Consider the following 18,867-nt stretch of genomic DNA (forward strand, 5'->3'; position numbering starts at 1 on the left):
CGCGGGGACACCGTGCGGCCATACGGTCAAACGGGGAAAATGGCGTTGATCTGCCCGGTGCCGGAGCTGCCGAACGGGGCGGTGATGATTTCGGCAGGCTTGTCGTAATCCGGCCCGCCGAGTAACCCGAGAAGCATCGCGGTGTCGTGCATCTTGCCTTCGCCGAAGCAGTGTTCGGCGTAGTCCGGAAGCATCGCGCAGAACTCTTTCCAGCGGCCTTGGCGCCAGAGCTCCACCACATGCAGGTCGACCTGTTTGTCGAACTCGCGCGTCCAGTTATGGATATTGGCTTCGGCATTACGGTCGTCGGAGAACCGGTGCGACAGTGAGCCGGAAGCCAGCACCACGACTTTGCGGTCGCTCTTCTCGATGGCCCGGCGCACGGCGGCGCCGAACGTGAAGCTGTCTTGCAGGCGATGCCAGGCACACCAGGCGGCAATCGATACCACATTGAATTTCTGCGAGTCCGGTACGCCCATGTGCATGTAGCGCATCGGTACCAGGGTGCCGTATTCCAGCTCCAGGCTGGGGATGTTGTGGGCCAGGGTACGCACGTCGGCCGCATTGGCCTCGGCGGCGATCAACTCGCCAAGTTCCGGGCAGCCTGGGTATTCGTAGTCCATGTTCTTGATGAAGTGCGGCAGCTCGTTACTGGTGTAGGTGCCCTTGAAGTGCTCACCGCTGTTGACGTGATAGGCGCTGTTGACCAGCCAGTGCACGTCAAACACTACGGCGGTATCGGCGCCCAGTTCGCGGGCGCGGCGGCCGATCTCTTTGTGACCGGCAATCGCTGCTTCACGGCAGCCATGGTGCTTGCCGGGCAGCTCCGATAAATACATCGAGGGAACGTGGCAGATTTTCGCCGCCAGGACGACTTCGCCCATGATGATTCTCCTGAAATTATTGTTGTTGTCTTAGGGGGCTGGTGTGACTCAAATGCCCCAGCGTGGAATGTGATGGCTGCCCATCGAGATGCACACATTCTTGATCTCGGCGAACACTTCGAAGCTGTACTGGCCGCCTTCACGGCCGGTGCCGGAGCCTTTCACGCCGCCGAACGGCTGACGCAGGTCGCGCACGTTCTGGCTGTTGATGAACACCATCCCGGCTTCGATGCCATAGGCCAGACGATGCGCCTTGCCGATGTCCTGGGTCCAGATGTACGACGCCAGGCCATAGTCGGTTTCGTTGGCCAGTTTGAGGGCCTCGGCTTCGTCCTTGAAGGGAATGAGGCACACCACCGGGCCGAAGATTTCTTCCTGGGCAATACGCATGTTGTTGTTCACGTCAGCGAACACCGTCGGTTGGATGAACTGGCCTTTGCTCAAGTGCGCCGGCAAGTTGGCCGGACGTTCGAGGCCGCCGGCGAGGAGGGTGGCGCCTTCTTCGAGGCCGATCTTGATGTAGCCGGTAACCTTGTCGTAGTGGGCCTGAGTGATCATCGAGCCGACCTGGGTTTTCGGGTCTTGCGGGTCGCCGACGATCAAGCGTTTGGCGCGCGAAGCAAACTCGGCGACGAACTGCGGATAGACGCTTTCCTGGATAAAGATGCGGCTGCCGGCGGTGCAGCGCTCGCCATTGAGGGAGAAGATCGTGAACAGGGCGGCATCGAGGGCGCGTTCCAGGTCGGCATCTTCAAAGATCAGCACCGGCGACTTGCCGCCCAGTTCCATGGAGTACTTTTTCAGGCCGGCGGTCTGCATGATTTTCTTGCCGGTGGCGGTGCCGCCGGTGAAGGAAATCGCGCGCACGTCCGGGTGACGCACCAACGCATCACCCGCCGTTGCGCCATAGCCTTGGATCACGTTCAAGACGCCGTTGGGGATGCCGGCTTCGACGGCCAGGCGCCCCAGTTCGTTAGCGGTCAATGGCGACAATTCAGACATTTTCAGCACGGCAGTATTACCCAGCGCCAGGCACGGCGCGGTCTTCCAGGTAGCCGTCATGAACGGCACGTTCCACGGCGAGACCAGCGCGCACACACCCACTGGCTGGTACAGGGTGTAATTGAGCATCTGGTCATCGACCGGGTAGCTGTGCCCGTCCATGCGGGTGCAGACTTCGGCGAAGAAATCGAAGTTGTGCGAGGCGCGGGGGATCAGCACGTTTTTGGTCTGGTGAATCGGCAGGCCGGTGTCGAGGGTTTCCAGTTCGGCCAGGTGCGGCACGTTCTGTTCGATCAGTTCGCCCAGCTTGCGCATCAAGCGCGCACGCTCTTTGGCCGGTGTGCCAGCCCATTTGGGAAAGGCTTCCTTGGCGGCGGCCACAGCTTGCGCGACTTCCTCGGCACCGCCGCTGGCGACTTCGCCGATGGCTTCACCGGTGGCTGGGTTGTAGTTGACGAACACGTCTTTACTTTCGACCTCACGGCCGTTGATCCAATGTTTGATCATGCTGCTCAAGCCTCTTTACGGGCGTTGAAGAACGCCGCTTCGCTGACAATTCGATTGACCAGGCGGCCGACGCCTTCGACTTCCACGATCACTTCATCACCGGGCACCACGTCGGCCAGGCCTTCCGGCGTGCCGGTGGCGATCATGTCGCCGGGCTGCAAGGTCATGAAGCTGGACAGGTATTCGATCAGGTAGGGGATGTCGAAAATCATGTCTCTGGTACTGCCTTCCTGGCGCAGTTCACCGTTGATCCACGTGCGCAGGGTCAGGTTGCTCGGGTCCGGCACATCGGCCACATCGACGATCCACGGGCCGACAGGCGTGGTGGCGTCGCGGTTTTTCACCCGCAGGTTGGGGCGGTAGTAGTTTTCCAGGTAGTCGCGAATCGCGTAGTCGTTGCACACCGTGTAGCCCGCCACGTAGTCCAGGGCGTCTTCGCGCTTGACGTTGCGCGCGGGCTTGCCAATGACGGCCACCAGCTCGCACTCGTAGTGCATGTAGGCGACGTTGTCCGGGCGCCATGTCACTTGGTTGTGACCGGTGTAAGTGCCTGGAGATTTAATGAAGGCCAGCGGCTCGGTCGGCGGCGTGAACGCCAGCTCGGCGGCGTGATCGGCATAGTTCAGGCCCAGGGCAAACATGCTGCCTGTGGCCGGTGGCAGCCATTGCACTTGATGTTCGGCCAGCAGGCGGCCATCGGCCAGGCGCACGGCGTTGTGGTCTTCGACATGGGCGAGGTGCACTTCGCCTTCAAACTGGATACGGGCGTGTTTCATGGAAGCTCCTGTTACTCGGCCACGACGTGGTTGACGAGGCGGCCCAAACCGCTGATTTCGACTTCGACGGTGTCACCCTGCAGCACATCCACGCGACCTTCCGGAGTGCCAGTGATCAACACATCGCCAGCGTGCAGGGTCATGAACTCGCTGATTTCGGCGATGAGCAAAGGAATGTTGCGCACGAAGTTAGCCGTGGTGTTTTGCTGGCGAATCTCGCCGTTGACGTACAGCGTGATCGCCAGGCTGTGCGGGTCTGTGACTTGAGCGGTAGGGATCAATTCGGGCCCGACGGAACAGAAGCCATCCCGGCATTTGGCTTTGACGGCGGGGCGGTAGTAGCTGTCTTCCGGCAGGCTGAATTCATTGATGACGGTGAATCCGGCAACGTAATCGAGTGCGTCGCCCTGGCTGACGCGGCTGGCGCTCTTGCCCATCACCACGCCCAGGGCGGGGCCGGGTTGCAGACGCTCGCCCTGGCCTGGATGCACCACCGCTGCACCGTGCTGATTGCGCGTATTGGGCGTCTTGATAAACAGCACCGGTTTGACCGGCGGCTTCTGATATGGCGGCTGTTCGAATTCGGCGAGGCGCTGTTTCAGCAGCCCTTGGTAGTTGAGCGCCACACCGAAAAGAGTGCCGGTCGCGACGTCATGCAAGGCATGGCTCATGCTTTCTCCTGGCAGAGCCATGGGAAGGCTCTGAATATTGTTAATGTATTAATAGTTATAATTAAGATGTTAACTATCGTCAAGCGTGGCAGACTGTTCTCGCGGTGGTTGCGCTGCCCAAATCGGTGCAGGATGAGCGTGGCAGCACCCCGGCAATCAGAATAAAAATGAGTAGCGTGCGATGACCGACCGACAACCCATTCCCAACATCAACATTGGCCAGGTGTACGACCAGCGCTACAGCGACGCGCAGGTCCACTACGACCGGCTGGCCAACCTTGCGGGTTTCTTCGGGCGCAATATGCCGATCCACCGGCACGACCGGTTCTTCCAGGTTCACTACGTGAAAAGCGGTACGGTGCGGGTGTATCTGGACGACCAGCAATACGTCGAGTCGGGGCCGATGTTCTTTCTCACGCCGCCCACGGTGCCGCACTCCTTTGTGACCGAGGCCGACAGTGACGGGCATGTGTTGACGGTGCGCCAGCAACTGGTCTGGCAACTGATCGATGCTGATTCCAGCCTGGCGCCGGCGGGCGCGCAACTCCCGGCCGCGTGCGTGGCGCTGGCGCAGTTGGGCCTGCATGACGCGAGTGAGGTCCGTCGATTGGATTTTCTGTTCGAGGAACTCAGTGCAGAGGTCGAGGCCCAGCGCCCAGGCCACAGTGCGGCCCTGGACAGCCTGACGCGCTTGATCATGATCAGCCTGTTGCGGCTGTGCTCCCACTCGCTGAAAGCCACGCCTGCGCGGCACGAAGACTTGAGGATTTTCCACCGTTTCAACGAGCTGATCGAAGCGCACTACCAGCAACACTGGCCCTTGTCCCGGTATGCGCAAGGCATCGGGGTGACCGAGGCGCGACTCAACGATGTGTGCCGGCGCATCGCCGACCTGCCGTCCAAGCGCCTGATCCTGGAGCGGCTCATGCAGGAGGCCAAGCGGCTGCTGATGTTCACGGGCAGCTCCGCCAACGAGATCTGCTACCAGCTCGGCTTCAAGGACCCGGCCTACTTCAGTCGGTTTTTCCAGCGCTACGCACAGCTCACTCCGGGGGAGTACCGCCAGCGACAATTGGGGCTGCGTTGAGACAGGCATGGGGAACTGCGCCTTGATCTTGTTGATCTTGTACGGATCAGCATGACCAGCGCAGCGGTGCGACAGAATGGCTTTTACACGGAACCGATTGCACTTTTCACAGGCTTGCGCGCGGCTTGCACGGACAGGCCGGCGACACTAAGCTGCCGACTCGCCCCCTCAAGTGGTGCCGATATGGCCAACCCCCGACCTTCGCTGACCCTGACCTTGCTGCAAGCCCGTGAAGCCGCAATGGCTTTTTTCCGACCCGCCCTGAACCAGCACGAACTGACTGAACAACAGTGGCGCGTCATTCGCATACTGCGCCAGCAGGGGGAACTTGAAAGCCATCAACTCGCCCAGCAGGCATGCATTCTCAAACCGAGCATGACTGGCGTGCTGAGTCGCCTGGAGCGTGACGGCCTGGTGCGTCGGCAGAAGTCCAGCCAGGATCAGCGCCGCGTGTTCGTCGCCCTCACCGAACGCGGCCAGCAGTGCTTCGTTTCCATGAGTGAAGGCATGGAAAGCAACTACCAGAAAATCGAGGAACAGTTTGGCGCGGAAAAAATGGAGCAACTGCTGGGTTTGCTCAACGAGCTGAAAAACATAAAGCCTTGATGGGCTAAATTTAGTTAATAAGTGAATGTGTTCGCCCCGCGCAGCACCGATCGCTATCCGTTTTCGGCACAAATGTGCCGCATCACCTGAGTTCGGAATGGAACTTGCCTTGTACCTGACCGGTAAGCCTTGCAACTGAAAAAGGTTGGGTCAATGAACAACAATAATGTGCTGATGCCTGAGGCCGCGGTGGTTGCCCGAGGGGCGCCAGCGCTCCAACGTTTTCTGACCCGCGATATCGACGAGCACGCTCGCAATATGCACGGCTGGCAGGTTCGCTACGATCAAGTGTCTGCGGGGGCCTTTGAAGGGGAGTTGGTGGCGTTCCGGTCGGACTGGATGCAATTGGCCCGCGACCGCTCTAATCAGGCCATGATCAAAAGTGGCATGGCGTGGAAAGGCGCGATCACTTTCAGCATCCCCTTGAGTGCCGATGGCCCGGTGTATTGCTCGGGGCATCCGATCCATGAGCCAAGCCTGTTGGTCGCCCACGGTGAGCATCTTCCTGAGTTGCACACTCCCCAACACCTGGATTTGCTCAGTGTGGCCATTGACGAGCACGTCCTTGAGCATGTGCTGGAGCGTCAGGGCAGCCACTTTCGAATTACCGATCTTCCCAAGTGTTACCGCTTGGGTGACTCGTCTGTGCAGGCTGAACTCGCGGCGCTGTTCGAGGCACTTTCCGGCTCCGAGCAAGCGCGGGATGCGTTGCTGGGACACGATTCGATCCGCCGTGGCCTGCGGGATTCGGTGATGCTGCACGTGCTTGAGCTGATTGCGCCGGATCACGCGCCACCGCTCAACCCTACCGCGCGCAAAAGGATGGTCGACCGCGCACGGGAATACGCGCTGAGTCACCTCGACGAGCCGTTGTCGATCCTCGACCTGTGTAACCACATCGGCGCCAGCCGGCGCAAACTCCAATATTGTTTCCAGGAAACCCTGGGGATCAATCCGGTGGCGTATTTGCGTGCGTTGCGCCTCAATGCAGTGCGTCGTGAACTGCGAATGAGCACCCAATCCCTGAACGTACAGGACGTCGCGGCACGCTGGGGGTTCTGGCATTTGAGCCGGTTCTCCGGTGACTATCGCACCCTGTTTGGTGAAACCCCTTCACAGACCCTGCGCCGTACGCAACTCTGCTGAAAACGGATAACCCGCCCACGGCGCTGCTGCCTAGGATGACCCACACCACTTGCTGGGAGGGGCATTCGATGAGCAATAACAATAACGCAAGCGCTGCACGCAAGACGTTGTTCACCCTGGGGCTGCTCGGTTGCTGCGCCGGCGTCCAGGCAACCGAGAACGGCGCGCCGACCACGGCGGTCGGCGTGTATGACTTCGGCGCGGGGATGATGCCACCGGCCACGCCGTTCGGCACCATCGGGCTGCGTACGGCGTTCTACTCGGCCAATGTGCAGAAGGACCGCAACGGCCGTTCGATCGACAACCACTTCTCGCTGGACGTCTTGTCGATTGGCGTCGCCTATATGCGCATGACTGATCACACTGTACTGGGCGCCCACTATGGGTTTGGCGTGGTGGTGCCGTTTTTCAAGATGGACGCTTCCGTCAAGGTGCCGACCCCCATTGGGCCGCTGAGCCTGGAGGCTGATCCGTTTCGACTGGCCGATGTGCAATTCCTGCCGGTGATCCTGCAATGGAACCCATCGCCGAATCTGTTCATCAACACCCAATTGCAGATCCAGGCGCCTACCGGTGACTACGACAAGAACCGTCTGGTTTCCCCCGGTCTCAATCACTGGACGTTCTCGCCGATCGTCAACGCCACCTACCTCACCGACAGTGGCTTCGAGGTTTCCTCAAGCTTTGAAGTCGACGTCAACACCCGCAACCCCGCAACCGATTACAAAAATGGTGTCGAGTACCGCCACGAGTTTGCCGTGGGCCAGCACATCGGCCCGTGGACGTTGGGCCTGGGTGGTTATTACTACCGCCAGTTCAGCGATGACGATGCGCCAGGGTTGCAGACTGGCAACCGAGCGCGGGTGCTGGCAGTGGGGCCAGCGGTGAGTTACTTCAAGCCGGGCCTGCCACCGGTCTGGCTGCATGCCTACAAGGAAACCGACGCGCGCAACCGTGCCGAGGGTTACACCGTGGCGCTGCGCATTTCTCAAAGCTTTTAAGGGGCTGGCCATGAATCCATCACGTTCTGAGTACGCACCACCCCGGCAAGCCAGCGGTCGTCGTGAAGGGTTGGTGCTGATGCTCGGCAGCAGCCTGACGATCATGGGCGCGGTCATGGTTGCGCCGATCCTGCCCAAGCTTGGCGCCACGTTTGGTCCGCTGGAGCCGCGCGCCGACTTGCTGGTGCCCTTGGCGGTCACCGGGCCGGCGCTGGCGATTGCACTGTGCGCGCCGTTGGCCGGCTGGTTGGCCGACCGGGTCGGGCGCAAGGCGTTGCTGGTTATCGCGACCTTGTTATACGCCGTGCTCGGCGCCTTGCCGGCACTGCTGGATAACTTGCAGGCCATCGTGGGCGTGCGCCTGTTGTTCGGCTGCGCCGAAGCCGCCGTGATGACCTGTTGCGCCACCTTGATTGCCGACTATTGGCACGGTGAGGAACGGCTGCGCTACATCAATCGGCAGGTAGTAACCATCGGCCTGGTGGGCTCGCTGTTCTTTGTGGTGGGCGGCGCGCTGGGCGAGCATTCCTGGCGCCTGCCGTTCCTGCTGTACCTGCTGCCATTGCTGTTGGTGCCGCTGATGATGAAGGTGCTGTGGGAACCGGCTAGCCGCCCGCAGTCCCTCGACGAACCCGAGCCGGGCAGGGTAGCCGTGGTGCCGTTGGTACTGGGTTATCTGCTGATTCTCAGCGGGATGGTCCTGAGTTTTATCGTGCCGATCCAGGCCCCGATTCTGCTGGTCGGCCTGGGAGTGACCTCTAGCACGCTGATCGGGCTGTCGGCGGGCTTGGGTTTGCTCGCGACCCTGGGCGGTTCGCTGGCCTGGCCATTGCTGCGTCGACGCTTCGGCATCGTCGGTTGCAACGCGCTGTTGCTGGCTCTGCTGGGGTTGGGGCTGTGGCTGCTGATGCGCGGGCAAAGCTACATCGCGGTGCTGGTGGCGGTGCTGATTCACGGCCTGGGCGCCGGGCTGCTGGTGCCCAACGTGATGGCGCCGGTGATGAATGCCCTGAGTGCCCGGACGCGCGGGCGCGGCCTGGGCGGGTTCACGGCTTGCCTGTATTTCGGCCAATTTGTCAGCCCGCTGGTGGTGGCGCTGCTCAGTGTCTACGCCGGTGACCTGCGCACCTCCATCCAGTGGCTGGCGCTGGTCAGCTTTGCCTCGGCGGCGATCTGGGCGCTGGCAGGCCTGCACGCCCGACGTAAAGGGGCTCCGGGTGCCTTCCGGTCAAGTCATTCGTAACTAAAAGGAGATAAACATGAACATCCAGAATCTGTTGGACAGCGAGGATGCCACCGGCCTGGCCGAGTGGGTCCGCCGTGGCGAAGTGCACCCCGGCGAGTTGCTTGAAGCGGTGATTGACCGGATTGAGTGGGTCGAGCCGCAGCTCAATGCCGTGGCCGAACGGCTGTACACGTCGGCCCGTGAAGCTGCACGCACCGTGCAGCCCGGCCACGGCGTATTCGCGGGCGTACCGACCTTGATCAAAGACTTGTTTTCGCCGGTCAACGGCGCGGCGATGACCAACGGTTCCCAGGCACTGGGAGGGTTTCGCGCAGATTTTGAGGCCGAACTGGTGACCCGTTTGCGCCGTGCCGGTTGCGTGATTGCCGGCACCAGTACCTCGCCCGAATTCGGCACGTCGTACTCCACAGAGTCCACGCGCTTTGGCGCCACACGCAACCCCTGGAACACCGGCCACAGTGCGGGCGGCTCCAGCGGTGGCGCGGCCGCCTTGGTGGCGGCGCGTGTCGTCCCGTTTGCCCATGGCAACGACGGCGGCGGCTCCTTGCGCGTGCCGGCGTCCTGCTGCGGGGTGTTTGGCCTCAAGCCCAGTCGCGGGTTGTTGCCATCAGGGCCGATGGTCGGCGAAGGCTGGGCCGGCATGGGCACGCCCCATGGGATCACCTTGTCGGTACGTGACAGCGCCGCCTTGTTGGATGCAACGACCGGGATCGACCTCGGCGCACCCTATGCCGCACCGGTGCAGGTGCAGCCCTATGTTTCGGCGTTACAGCGCGACCCAAGGCCGCTGCGCATCGCACTGGTGGAGCAACTCGGGCCTTGGCCGACGTCCAGCGAAGCGCTGGCATCGGTGCAGGAGGCCGCCAGATTGTGCCAATCCCTGGGCCATCGGGTTGAGCCGGTGAAGTTGCCGGTGTCACTGCCGGAATTTCTCGATCAGGTCTTCACCATCATTGGCGCCAGTACCCGTCACTATCTCGACGTGCTGGGACAGATGCGCGGCTTTGCGGTGCAGCCCGAGGAGCTTGAGGCGCGCACCCGGATCATTTTGCGCAGCAAGGGCGATGTCAGCGGGGCACATTACGCGGGCGCGGTGGAGTGGATTCATGGCTTGGGCCGGCAGTTGGCGATGTTCATGCAGGAATACGACCTGATCCTCACGCCGACCCTGGCCCGTGAGCCGGCACCGATTGGCGAGCTGGATGTGCAGGACGACCGCTTGAGCCTGGATGAACTGATTGAGCAGTTTCACAGCTACTCACCGTTTACCGCGTTGTTCAACGCCAGCGGGCAACCGGCGATGTCGGTGCCGCTGTACTGGAGCGCCGCCGGCCTGCCGATGGGCGCCCACTTCGCGGGCCGTTTTGGCGAGGAAAGTACGCTGTTCGCCCTTGCTGCGCAGTTGGAGCGTGCGCAACCCTGGCGTCGGCGAGTGCCGCCGATCAATGCCTGTCAGCGGTGAGTGCCTGGGACGGTTGGCAATGGGAGGCAGCCGCTCCCACTGCTGACTACCGTGGATCGATCAAGCCCGGATATTCAGGCACACCACCTTGGGTTGGGTCATCTCCTCGTAGGCGAAACGCACGCCCTCACGGCCGAGGCTGCCGTATTTGGAACCGCCAAAGGGCATTGCATCAAAGCGATAGTCGGACGAGTCGTTGATCATCACACCTCCCGCCTCAATCCTGCGGGCAGCGCTCAAGGCCGTCGCCAGGTCGCTCGTAAAGATACCGGCGTGCAGGCTGTAGTCAGGCTCGTTGGCCAGCGCGATGGCCTCATCGAAGGACTCAACCCGTTGCAATACCACCACGGGCGCAAAGACCTCGTTGCGCCAGAGTGCGCTGGCGTGATCGACGTTTTCCAATACGGTGGCGGCGTAACACGAATCCTGTCGTGTGTGCCCGCACAGCAAGGTTGCGCCTTGGGCCAACGCGTCGGCTACCACGCGCTCGGCATTCTGCGCCGCTTGCCGGGTAATCATGGGGCCGATATCGGTGCTGGCAAGCAACGGGTCGCCGACCAACAGGGCCTGGGCCTGGCTGACAAAACGTTCGCGGAACGCGGCATAAACGGACCCATGAACCAGCAGTCGCTGAGTGCCGATGCAATTTTGTCCTGCCGCCCAGAAGGCGCCGGACACGCAACACGCCACTGCGGCCTCAAGGTCGCAGTCGTCCATGACGATTACGGGCGCATTGCCGCCCAAGTCCATTGCCAGTTTCTTCAAGCCTGCGGTGCGGGAGATCTGCTCACCGGTGACAAAGCCTCCGGTGAAGGAAATCAAGCGCACGTCACGCGCCGCGACCAGGGCTTTGCCCAGTTCGGCACCACCGGTGGCAACCGTGACCACCGATTCGGGCAAGCCAGCGTCGATCAGGTACGCCACCAGTTTCATGGCTGACAACGGCGCCAATTGCGACGGTTTGAGAATCACCGCGTTGCCGCCGGCGATGGCTGGGCCGAGCTTGTGCGCCACCAGGTTCAAGGGATCGTTGTATGGCGTGATGGCGACGATCAAGCCAAGGGGCTCGCGGGAGAACCAACCCTGGCGAGATTCTGAACCTTCATAGGCATCAAAAGGGATCACCTCGCCGGCATTGCGCCGGGCTTCTTCGGCTGACAGCTTGAGGGTGTTGACGCAGCGCTTGACCTCTTTTTGCGCCTGCTTGAGGGTCTTGCCGGCTTCGTCGACGATCAGTCGGGCAAATGCCGATGCATCGCGTTCGATGTTCAAGGCCGTCTGTTCGAGAATCTGTGCCCTGCGATAACGCGGCAAGCCCGCACTGGCCCGAACGCCCTGGCGCCCCTGTTCCAGCAAGTGCGGAACCTGGGACGCACACACGTCGGCTACGGTGCCGACAAGCGCACCGTCAAAGGGATTGAACACCTGTATTTGTGCTGTCCCAACCGTACGGGCCAAATTCGATACGTTCATGGCTTACTCCCGACCCTGTGCAGCGGATTGATGAAGGCTGATGATGTCCGACAGCAGCGCAAAGGCTGTTTCTGTACGACCGGCACCCGGTCCCGAAACCGTCACCGTGCCAATCAGGTCGCTGCTGAACGACACTGCATTCGTCGCGCCGCCGATGCTGGAGAGCGGATGATCGTTGCCCAACAGGCGCGGTTCGACGCTGGCACTGACCGAGCCATCGGCATGCCGTGTGGCGGCGCCAATGAGTTTCCAGCGTGCATTGTTCTGGCGGGCCTGATCGATGTCCTCAAGGGTGAGGGCGCTGATACCGTTGCAGCGCACATCGCTGACGGTGAGTGATGCATCCAGCAGCTCGTTGGCCAGGATCACCACTTTGAGACGTACATCATGGCCTTCGACATCCGCCGTCGGGTCGGCTTCGGCGTACCCCAGGGCCTGTGCCTGCTCGACTGCTTCGGTAAAGCCCAGGCCATTTTCCATGCGGGTCAGGACGAAATTGGAGGTGCCGTTGAGAATGCCTTCGAAGCTGTTGATGCTGCTGCCGGCCAGCAATTGCCTGGCCAGGCGGATCACAGGCGTGCCACTCATCACCGAGCCTTCGTATTCAAACGCCACGTGGTTGCGCTGAGCCAGGGCCTTCAGCGCCGCGCCGTGCAGGGCAATCGGTCCTTTGTTGGTGGTCACCACGTGCTGGCCGTTTTCCAGGGCCCAGCGACAGAACGTGGTCGCAGGTTCGCCGTCCACCGGGTTGGTGAAGGTCGCTTCGGCAATGATGTCTGCGCCGGAGTCTTTGATCACGGCTTCAGTGCGCGCGACCGCGTCGCCCCCCGGTAGGTTTGCCAGGGCGCCCTTGGTCACCTGCAGCGCGGCCAGTGAGGCGGCATCCAGCCCTTGGCGGTTGATCAGTGAGCCGAGGAAGAGGTCGGTGACACCGACGATTTTCAGGGTAAAACCCAGTGCGTTTTTCCAGTCTTCGTTGCGTTCGGCAATCAACTGGGCCAACGCTCGGTTGACGCCACCGAAGCCCACCAGCGCAATTTTATATTCAGTCATTTTTTTATGCCCTTGATCTGTGTGATGAGTGGTCTGGCATAAGATTAGGGGCGCGACCATGGCAGTGAAATATGCCAATTTGCTCTATTTCATGGGCGTTTTGACCAAGGGGTAGGTGCTGCGTGGGGAACAAAAAAAGCCAACGATCGTTGGCTTTTTTTTTACCGCGAAACCGGTTTAGACAACGGAGGATAGAACGAATGACGTCACGGTATTTTCCACCCCCGCCAGGGCCGAGATTTGAGTCCAGACCTGATGCACCCGCTGCGGGCTCGATGCGCCGACGCGCAGCATCAGGTCGAATTCGCCGCTCATGACGTCGCACTGGATCACTTCAGGAATTGCCCGCAGAGCCTGCAAGACATCCTCGCCGCGCATGCGGTCATAGCGATAGACGAAAATCACTGCGTTGATCTGGGATGAGGCTTGGCGCCCGTCGCCGGTCAGTACCGTATAGCCCAGGATTGCACCGTCACGTTCCAGCCGTTCGATCCGTTGGCGCACGGCGTTGCGGGACAGGTTGACCTTGGCCGCCAGCTCAGCGTGGGCGGCCCGGGCATTGAGCCGCAACTCGGCGATGATGCGCTCATCGAGCGGATCCAGAATGCGCTTCATGTGGCCCCCTGCCTCCCGTCGTTCACAGCGTATCGAGCAGTTGATAAAGGAGGCCGGCGTCGTCGGGCGTTATCCGGTAACGCTGCGCGTGTAAGTGCGCTGTCGCCTGGCCGTGTTGCCCCGGCACATTGATGCCCAGTTCGTTGAGCAGCGCAGCGGATTTGGCCGGTGAAGTTTCCCCGAGGGTGACCATTGGCGCGACCAGGCTGCGCCGATAAAGCCTTGCGGCGAGTACTCCGGTGGCCGTGTGGGGGTCAATCAGGTAGCCCGTGTCACGGTAGAGCGAGGCGATTTCGGCCAGGGTTTCTTCATCGCTGACCGCATAAGAGTCGATGATCATCCGGGCCTGCAACCAGCAGTCGTTGGCGATGGTCATCTCGCCGCTGGCTTCGAATTCAGCCATCAGCGCACTGACTGCCGCAGCGTCGTGTCCATACAACTCCCAGAGAAAACGTTCCAGGTTGGAGAAAATCGACAAGTCCATGGCCGGTGACAGGGTCTTGTCAGCGCGCAGGCGGCTGTAATGGTTCTTGAGGAACAACTGATGCAGGGCGTCATTTTTGTTGGTCGCGACGATGATTTGGGTAATCGGCAGGCCCATTTTTTGCGCGATGTAGCCTGCGTAGACTTCGGCGAAACTCGCCGCCGGCACGCTGAAGCCGACAGATCGTTGACCTGCGCCCAATTGCAGCACGGCGTAGAAATAAAACACGAGCTGCGCCAGCACGTTGACCCAGTTGCTGGAATTGAAGCTGATCGCCTCATGGCGCGGGTTGGGCCAATGCCTGAACAAGCGGTTCGCGAGCTGCTGGCAGTCGTCAAAGCTACCGGCGACTGCGAACGTATGCACATTGGGATGCGCAACCCCCTGCAACTCGTGCAGTTGATGCTGCGCGACCGCGGACTCCGGGTATAGCAGCACCACGTGGGTGTCGTTACTGTGTTTGAACGCCTCGATCGCCGCGAGCCCAGTGTCTCCGTTGGTGGCGCCGAGCACCACTGCGCGTCGCGGGTGCTTATGCAGAAAGTACTGCACCAGTTGCGCCTGCAACTGCGCGGCGAAATCCTTCGAGGAGCGGGTCGGACCGTGGAACAGCTCAAGCACCCATTCGTTGCGATCGACCTGATGCAGCGGCGCCACCGCACGGTGCTTGAACTGACTGCTGGCTTCTTTGAGCAGGCGCTTGAGGTCCGCTTCGGGGATGGTCCCGCCAACAAACGGACGTATGATCCGATACGCCAGTTCGTCGTAGGGCAAGGTTGACCAGTTGGCGATATCCTGGGGCTCGAACAGCGGCAGTTCGGTGGGTACGAACAGTCCGCCGTCGTCGGCCAGGCCGGACAACACGACCTTTTCAAAGTCGGCCTGCACGGTCGAACTTCGAGTGCTTATGTAGTGCATGGTTTGGCTCCGGCCATTTATTTGTAGCGATGGGCCTGCTCGACCAGCCAGGTAGAAAACATCATGGCGTCGGGGTGCTGGTCTGCCCCGGAGCCGCGTACCAGGTAGAACGACTCGCTGGCTTCGATGCGCTGGTCGAAGGGCTCGATCAAACGCCCGTCCTGGAGCATCTCGTCAACCATTGAGGAGCGTGCCAGCGCAATCCCTTGCCCGAGTTCGGCCATGCGCAACGTCGAGATCAATGTGTCGAACTGCATGCCACGGGACGAATCGACGTCGTCCGCGCCGACCATCTTCAGCCAGTATCCCCAACCCTCTTCGTAACCCAGCACATGCAACAGCGTATGCCGCGCAACGTCGCTCGCCACCGTCAGCGGTGATCGCGCCATCAGGGCGGGTGAGCAGACCGGGAACAAGGTGTCCCAGGTCAGCCGCTGGGACACGAGGCCAGGCCATTGACCATGGCCCCAGCGAATTTCCATATCGTCTTCGCCATCCAGTTCCTTGATCCAGATATTGCTGATGTAGCGGATATCGACGTGGGGGTGAGCCTGACGAAAGTCCACCAGCTTGGGCGCCAGCCAGTGCACGAAAAACGCCAGGCTGCCGCGCACCTTGATCGGCCGCCGTTTGTGCTGGCCAAAAATCTCGTTGGTGCCCACCGCCAGCCGTGTAATTGCATCCTGCACCACCGGCAGATAAGCCTGGCCTTCTTCGGTCAGCCCCAGTCCACGGGGCAGGCGCTTGAACAGCGCCACGCCCAGATGACTTTCCAGTTGGCGGATCTGCTGGCTGACCGCGCCCTGGGTCAGGCACAGTTCGTCGGCGGCGTGAGTAAAGTTCAGGCTCCGGGCGGACACCTCGAACGCGCGCAGCCAGTTCAACGGAGGGAGCGGCTTTTGCTTCATGGTCTGGACCTTATTGACGCGGTACTCAGCACGCTTGCCCACACCGTCTAGGGGGACGGCTGAACCGTGGTGGCGAGCGACAAGCGTCGTTCGCGGCTGTTACGGGTAATGTAATACACGAAGTAGCACCAGGCGATGAAGGGCAAACCGAAGTACAACGCGACGCGCTGTTCCGGGTCGAACGCGATCCCCACACAAGCAAGGCTGCAGCACACCAGTGCGCCCAAAGGCACCCACGGGTAACCCCGGACCCTGAATTTGAGGTCGCGCACGTCGCCGCCATTGGCCACGAACTGACGGCGGAATGCAATTTGACTCGCGGCGATACTCATCCACACCACCACCACCGCCAACCCGGAAATCGACACCAGCGCCAGGTACACCGTGTCGGCGGCAAACACGCTGCTGAGCAGGGATGCGCCGCCACCGACCATGCTCAGTACGATGGCGTTCAATGGGGTGCCCATGCGGGTCAAGTGGGAGAACTGCTTGGGCAGGTGCCCTTGGTCGCTCAGGGTCCAGAGCATCCGTGAGGCGGCGTACAGCCCGGAGTTGGCCGCCGACAACAGCGCGGTGATGATCACGAAGTTCATGATGTCGGCGGAGTAGGGGATACCGATGTAGGTGAACACGGTGACGAAGGGGCTTTCGACCAGACCGGCCTGCTCACGCGGCAGCAACGTCGCCAGCACGAAAATGGTCCCGACGAAAAAGATAGCCAGGCGCAGCACGGTGGTGCGGATGGCCCGTGGCACATTGCGTTGCGGGTCCTTGGTTTCACCGGCGGCGATACCGATCAGTTCGGTGCCTGAAAACGCGAACGACACCGCCAGCAAGGTCATGGCAATCGACATGAAACCGGTGGGGAACAAGCCTTCGCGTGTGAAGTTACCGAGGCCGATACTGTGGGCCTGATCGATATTGAGCAGGCCGAGAATGGCGCCGCCGCCGATGATCAGGAACACCACGACCGTCACCACTTTGATCAGGGACAGCCAGAACTCAGTCTCGGCGAACAAACGGACCGAGACCACGTTGGTAAAAAATACCGCCCCGGCAAACAATGCACTCCAGATCCACACGGGCGTGTCAGGAAACCAGCGCGTCATCAGGATGCCGGCGGCGGTGAACTCCGAACCAATGGCCACCGTCCACGTCAGCCAATACAGCCAGGCCACGGTGTAGCCGGTGCCTGGGCCGAGAAAACGGGTCGCGTACGTGCTGAACGAGCCGGTTTCCGGCATCTGCACTGCCAGTTCGCCGAGGCACATCATCACCATGTACACCATGAGTGCGCCGATGATGTAGGCGATCACCGCACCCAGCGGGCCTGCCTGGTTAACGGTATAGCCGGAGGTTAGAAAGAGTCCGGTGCCAATCACGCCACCCAAGGCCAGCATGACAATGTGGCGCGTATGCATTTCCTGTTTGAAGCCGGCACGCGTGTTGGTTTTTTCTTCTGTTATGGACATGGTTGTTCTCATGAAAGTAGTGAGGGCAGATAGAAGCGTCGCCACACAGTTTTATTATTATTCCTCTTCATGAAACGCCTCACAGACGGCCCTGTCGTGAGGTTTGAAAGGTCAGTTCACGCCCTCGCTGAAGGCGGGCTGCTGACTTTTTTCATCGCGCAAACCCCTGACAAATGCGAACGCCTGCTTTAAATCGTCGAGCAGATCGTCGGTGTCTTCGATACCCACCGAAACCCGCACTAATCCTTCCGAGATGCCCAGCGCCTGGCGCTCCTCCAGCGTGTTTTCCACATGACTGGTGGTGCGCGCAGGGCCGTAAATGGTTTCCACCGCACCGAGATTGCCCGCACAGTGGGCAAATCGCAGGCGTGGCAGCAGCAGCTTGACCGAGTCCATGCCGCCAACAAGCACGAAGCTGACAATGGCGCCAAAACCGCCCATCTGCGCACACGCCACCGCGTGGTTCGGGTGGTCGGCCAGGCCGGGATAATTGACCGAAGCCACCAGCGGCTCTGTGCAGAGAAATTCTGCCAGGGCACGGGCGCTGTGTTGCTGCTGACGCATGCGCAGCACCAGGGTTTTCATGCCGCGAATGATCATGTAAGCCGAGAGTGGATCAAGGGTGGCACCGTTGATTTCACGGTAATGCCGAACCTTGGCCATCAGGGCTTCACTGCCGCAGACCAGGCCGCCCAATACGTCACCATGACCACTGAGGAATTTGGTCGCGCTGTGAATGACCACATCGACCCCCAGGGCCAAGGGGTTCTGATTGAGTGGTGTGGCAAACGTGTTGTCGGCTACCACTAGCGCGCCCACGCGTTTGGCCGCCGCAACCAGGCGTTGGATATCAAGGATCTTCAGGGTCGGATTGGTCGGCGTTTCCAGGTACACCACCTGACAGCCTCTGGCGATTTCCCGTTCGATCGCCTCGTGATCGAACGTCTCGCACAAGGTCACCTCCACCCCCGTGCGCGGCAGGAACTCCTCGAAAATCTTGTTGGTGCCGCCGTAACTGTCCTTGGTCGACACCACGCGGTCACCCTGGGCCAGGAAGGTATAAAGCACACTGCTGATAGCCGCCATGCCACTGCTGAATGCGACTGCGGATTCGGCATTCTCCAACTCACCAATCTTGGCTTCGAGGGTCTCGACCGTCGGGTTGCTCATGCGGCTATAGATAAAGCCCGGGGCTTTACCCATGGCGACGTCGTACCAGACGTCGATATCGTCGTAACCATACGCCGCACTGAGCACAATAGGCGCCTGCGTGGCGTTATAGGGATGCCTGACTTGCTCTCCACCCCAGACCGCCCGTGTCCCGGCGCCCGCATTATCAAGCCCTGCGCTGTCAGGTTTTTTGTTCATTGAGACTACTCGCACTGAGGGGTGAACGTTGAGTCGTTCACACAGATAGTGCGGATCAATATAGGGATAAGCGGTGCCCCCGAGAAACGATGTTATCGGTGCCAAAGGGCTGCTTTTTTTAATGGTTGGCGGGGGGGATATGCTGGTTTTGTTTTTGCTGGAACCGGGGAAAAGATCCTGGGCCTGGA

The 18,867-nt window shown here is 60.9% G+C and carries 17 protein-coding genes; 6 read left to right on the forward strand and 11 right to left on the reverse strand.

The window, feature by feature from the left end; translation table 11 throughout:
* Positions 1-26: 26 nt before the first annotated feature.
* Genes hpaD through AOA61_RS19075 form a run of 4 tightly spaced genes read right to left on the reverse strand, consistent with a single transcriptional unit; the run spans position 27 to position 3,840 of the window.
* Positions 27-884, reverse strand: coding sequence for a 3,4-dihydroxyphenylacetate 2,3-dioxygenase (gene hpaD, locus AOA61_RS19060; RefSeq protein WP_099602414.1), 858 nt, complete (start codon positions 882-884; stop codon positions 27-29).
* Between the two features lie 48 nt (positions 885-932).
* On the reverse strand, positions 933-2,393 hold the full coding sequence (hpaE, locus tag AOA61_RS19065) for a 5-carboxymethyl-2-hydroxymuconate semialdehyde dehydrogenase (protein ID WP_099602415.1): 1,461 nt from the start codon (positions 2,391-2,393) through the stop codon (positions 933-935).
* Positions 2,394-2,398: 5 nt separating this feature from the next.
* Positions 2,399-3,169 (reverse strand): fumarylacetoacetate hydrolase family protein, encoded by a 771-nt coding sequence (locus AOA61_RS19070; RefSeq protein ID WP_095184845.1) that lies wholly within the window; start codon positions 3,167-3,169, stop codon positions 2,399-2,401.
* 11 nt (positions 3,170-3,180) lie between these two features.
* Positions 3,181-3,840 (reverse strand): fumarylacetoacetate hydrolase family protein, encoded by a 660-nt coding sequence (locus tag AOA61_RS19075; protein ID WP_099602416.1) that lies wholly within the window; start codon positions 3,838-3,840, stop codon positions 3,181-3,183.
* Positions 3,841-4,021: 181 nt separating this feature from the next.
* Here AOA61_RS19075 and hpaA point away from each other — a divergent pair, with 181 nt between their 5' ends.
* From hpaA to AOA61_RS19105, 6 genes are all read left to right on the forward strand, one after another.
* The gene (gene hpaA / locus AOA61_RS19080) at positions 4,022-4,927 is read left to right on the forward strand and encodes a 4-hydroxyphenylacetate catabolism regulatory protein HpaA (RefSeq protein ID WP_099602417.1); all 906 of its coding nucleotides are present in this window, start codon (positions 4,022-4,024) and stop codon (positions 4,925-4,927) included.
* Positions 4,928-5,110: 183 nt separating this feature from the next.
* A complete protein-coding gene (gene hpaR, locus AOA61_RS19085; RefSeq protein ID WP_032891392.1) occupies positions 5,111-5,533 on the forward strand; it encodes a homoprotocatechuate degradation operon regulator HpaR in 423 nt (140 codons plus the stop codon).
* A gap of 153 nt (positions 5,534-5,686) precedes the next feature.
* Positions 5,687-6,679 carry a helix-turn-helix domain-containing protein gene (locus tag AOA61_RS19090; RefSeq protein ID WP_099602418.1) on the forward strand — a complete coding sequence of 331 codons (993 nt, stop codon included), beginning with the start codon at positions 5,687-5,689 and terminating at the stop codon, positions 6,677-6,679.
* Positions 6,680-6,747: 68 nt separating this feature from the next.
* The gene (locus tag AOA61_RS19095; protein ID WP_032891396.1) at positions 6,748-7,680 is read left to right on the forward strand and encodes a transporter; all 933 of its coding nucleotides are present in this window, start codon (positions 6,748-6,750) and stop codon (positions 7,678-7,680) included.
* Between the two features lie 10 nt (positions 7,681-7,690).
* A complete protein-coding gene (locus AOA61_RS19100; RefSeq protein WP_099602419.1) occupies positions 7,691-8,923 on the forward strand; it encodes an MFS transporter in 1,233 nt (410 codons plus the stop codon).
* Positions 8,924-8,939: 16 nt separating this feature from the next.
* The gene (locus AOA61_RS19105) at positions 8,940-10,388 is read left to right on the forward strand and encodes an amidase (protein ID WP_099602420.1); all 1,449 of its coding nucleotides are present in this window, start codon (positions 8,940-8,942) and stop codon (positions 10,386-10,388) included.
* Between the two features lie 60 nt (positions 10,389-10,448).
* Here the strand turns inward: AOA61_RS19105 and AOA61_RS19110 are convergent, their stop codons facing one another.
* The 7 genes from AOA61_RS19110 to AOA61_RS19140 form a co-directional block, all read right to left on the reverse strand.
* On the reverse strand, positions 10,449-11,861 hold the full coding sequence (locus tag AOA61_RS19110; protein ID WP_099602421.1) for an aldehyde dehydrogenase family protein: 1,413 nt from the start codon (positions 11,859-11,861) through the stop codon (positions 10,449-10,451).
* 3 nt (positions 11,862-11,864) lie between these two features.
* Positions 11,865-12,914, reverse strand: coding sequence for a homoserine dehydrogenase (locus tag AOA61_RS19115; RefSeq protein WP_099602422.1), 1,050 nt, complete (start codon positions 12,912-12,914; stop codon positions 11,865-11,867).
* 177 nt (positions 12,915-13,091) lie between these two features.
* Positions 13,092-13,529 (reverse strand): Lrp/AsnC family transcriptional regulator, encoded by a 438-nt coding sequence (locus AOA61_RS19120; RefSeq protein WP_032891403.1) that lies wholly within the window; start codon positions 13,527-13,529, stop codon positions 13,092-13,094.
* Between the two features lie 22 nt (positions 13,530-13,551).
* Positions 13,552-14,931: a threonine synthase gene (thrC, locus tag AOA61_RS19125; protein ID WP_099602423.1), complete on the reverse strand. Its 1,380-nt coding sequence runs from the start codon at positions 14,929-14,931 to the stop codon at positions 13,552-13,554.
* 17 nt (positions 14,932-14,948) lie between these two features.
* Positions 14,949-15,839 carry a LysR substrate-binding domain-containing protein gene (locus tag AOA61_RS19130; protein WP_032891405.1) on the reverse strand — a complete coding sequence of 297 codons (891 nt, stop codon included), beginning with the start codon at positions 15,837-15,839 and terminating at the stop codon, positions 14,949-14,951.
* A 47-nt stretch (positions 15,840-15,886) separates the two neighbouring features.
* Positions 15,887-17,311, reverse strand: coding sequence for an amino acid permease (locus AOA61_RS19135; RefSeq protein ID WP_099602424.1), 1,425 nt, complete (start codon positions 17,309-17,311; stop codon positions 15,887-15,889).
* A gap of 111 nt (positions 17,312-17,422) precedes the next feature.
* The gene (locus AOA61_RS19140; protein ID WP_099602425.1) at positions 17,423-18,679 is read right to left on the reverse strand and encodes a cystathionine gamma-synthase family protein; all 1,257 of its coding nucleotides are present in this window, start codon (positions 18,677-18,679) and stop codon (positions 17,423-17,425) included.
* Positions 18,680-18,867: the final 188 nt, after the last annotated feature.

The organism is Pseudomonas sp. 2995-1 (genome assembly GCF_002742505.1).
Taxonomy (GTDB): Bacteria; Pseudomonadota; Gammaproteobacteria; order Pseudomonadales; family Pseudomonadaceae; genus Aquipseudomonas; species Aquipseudomonas sivasensis.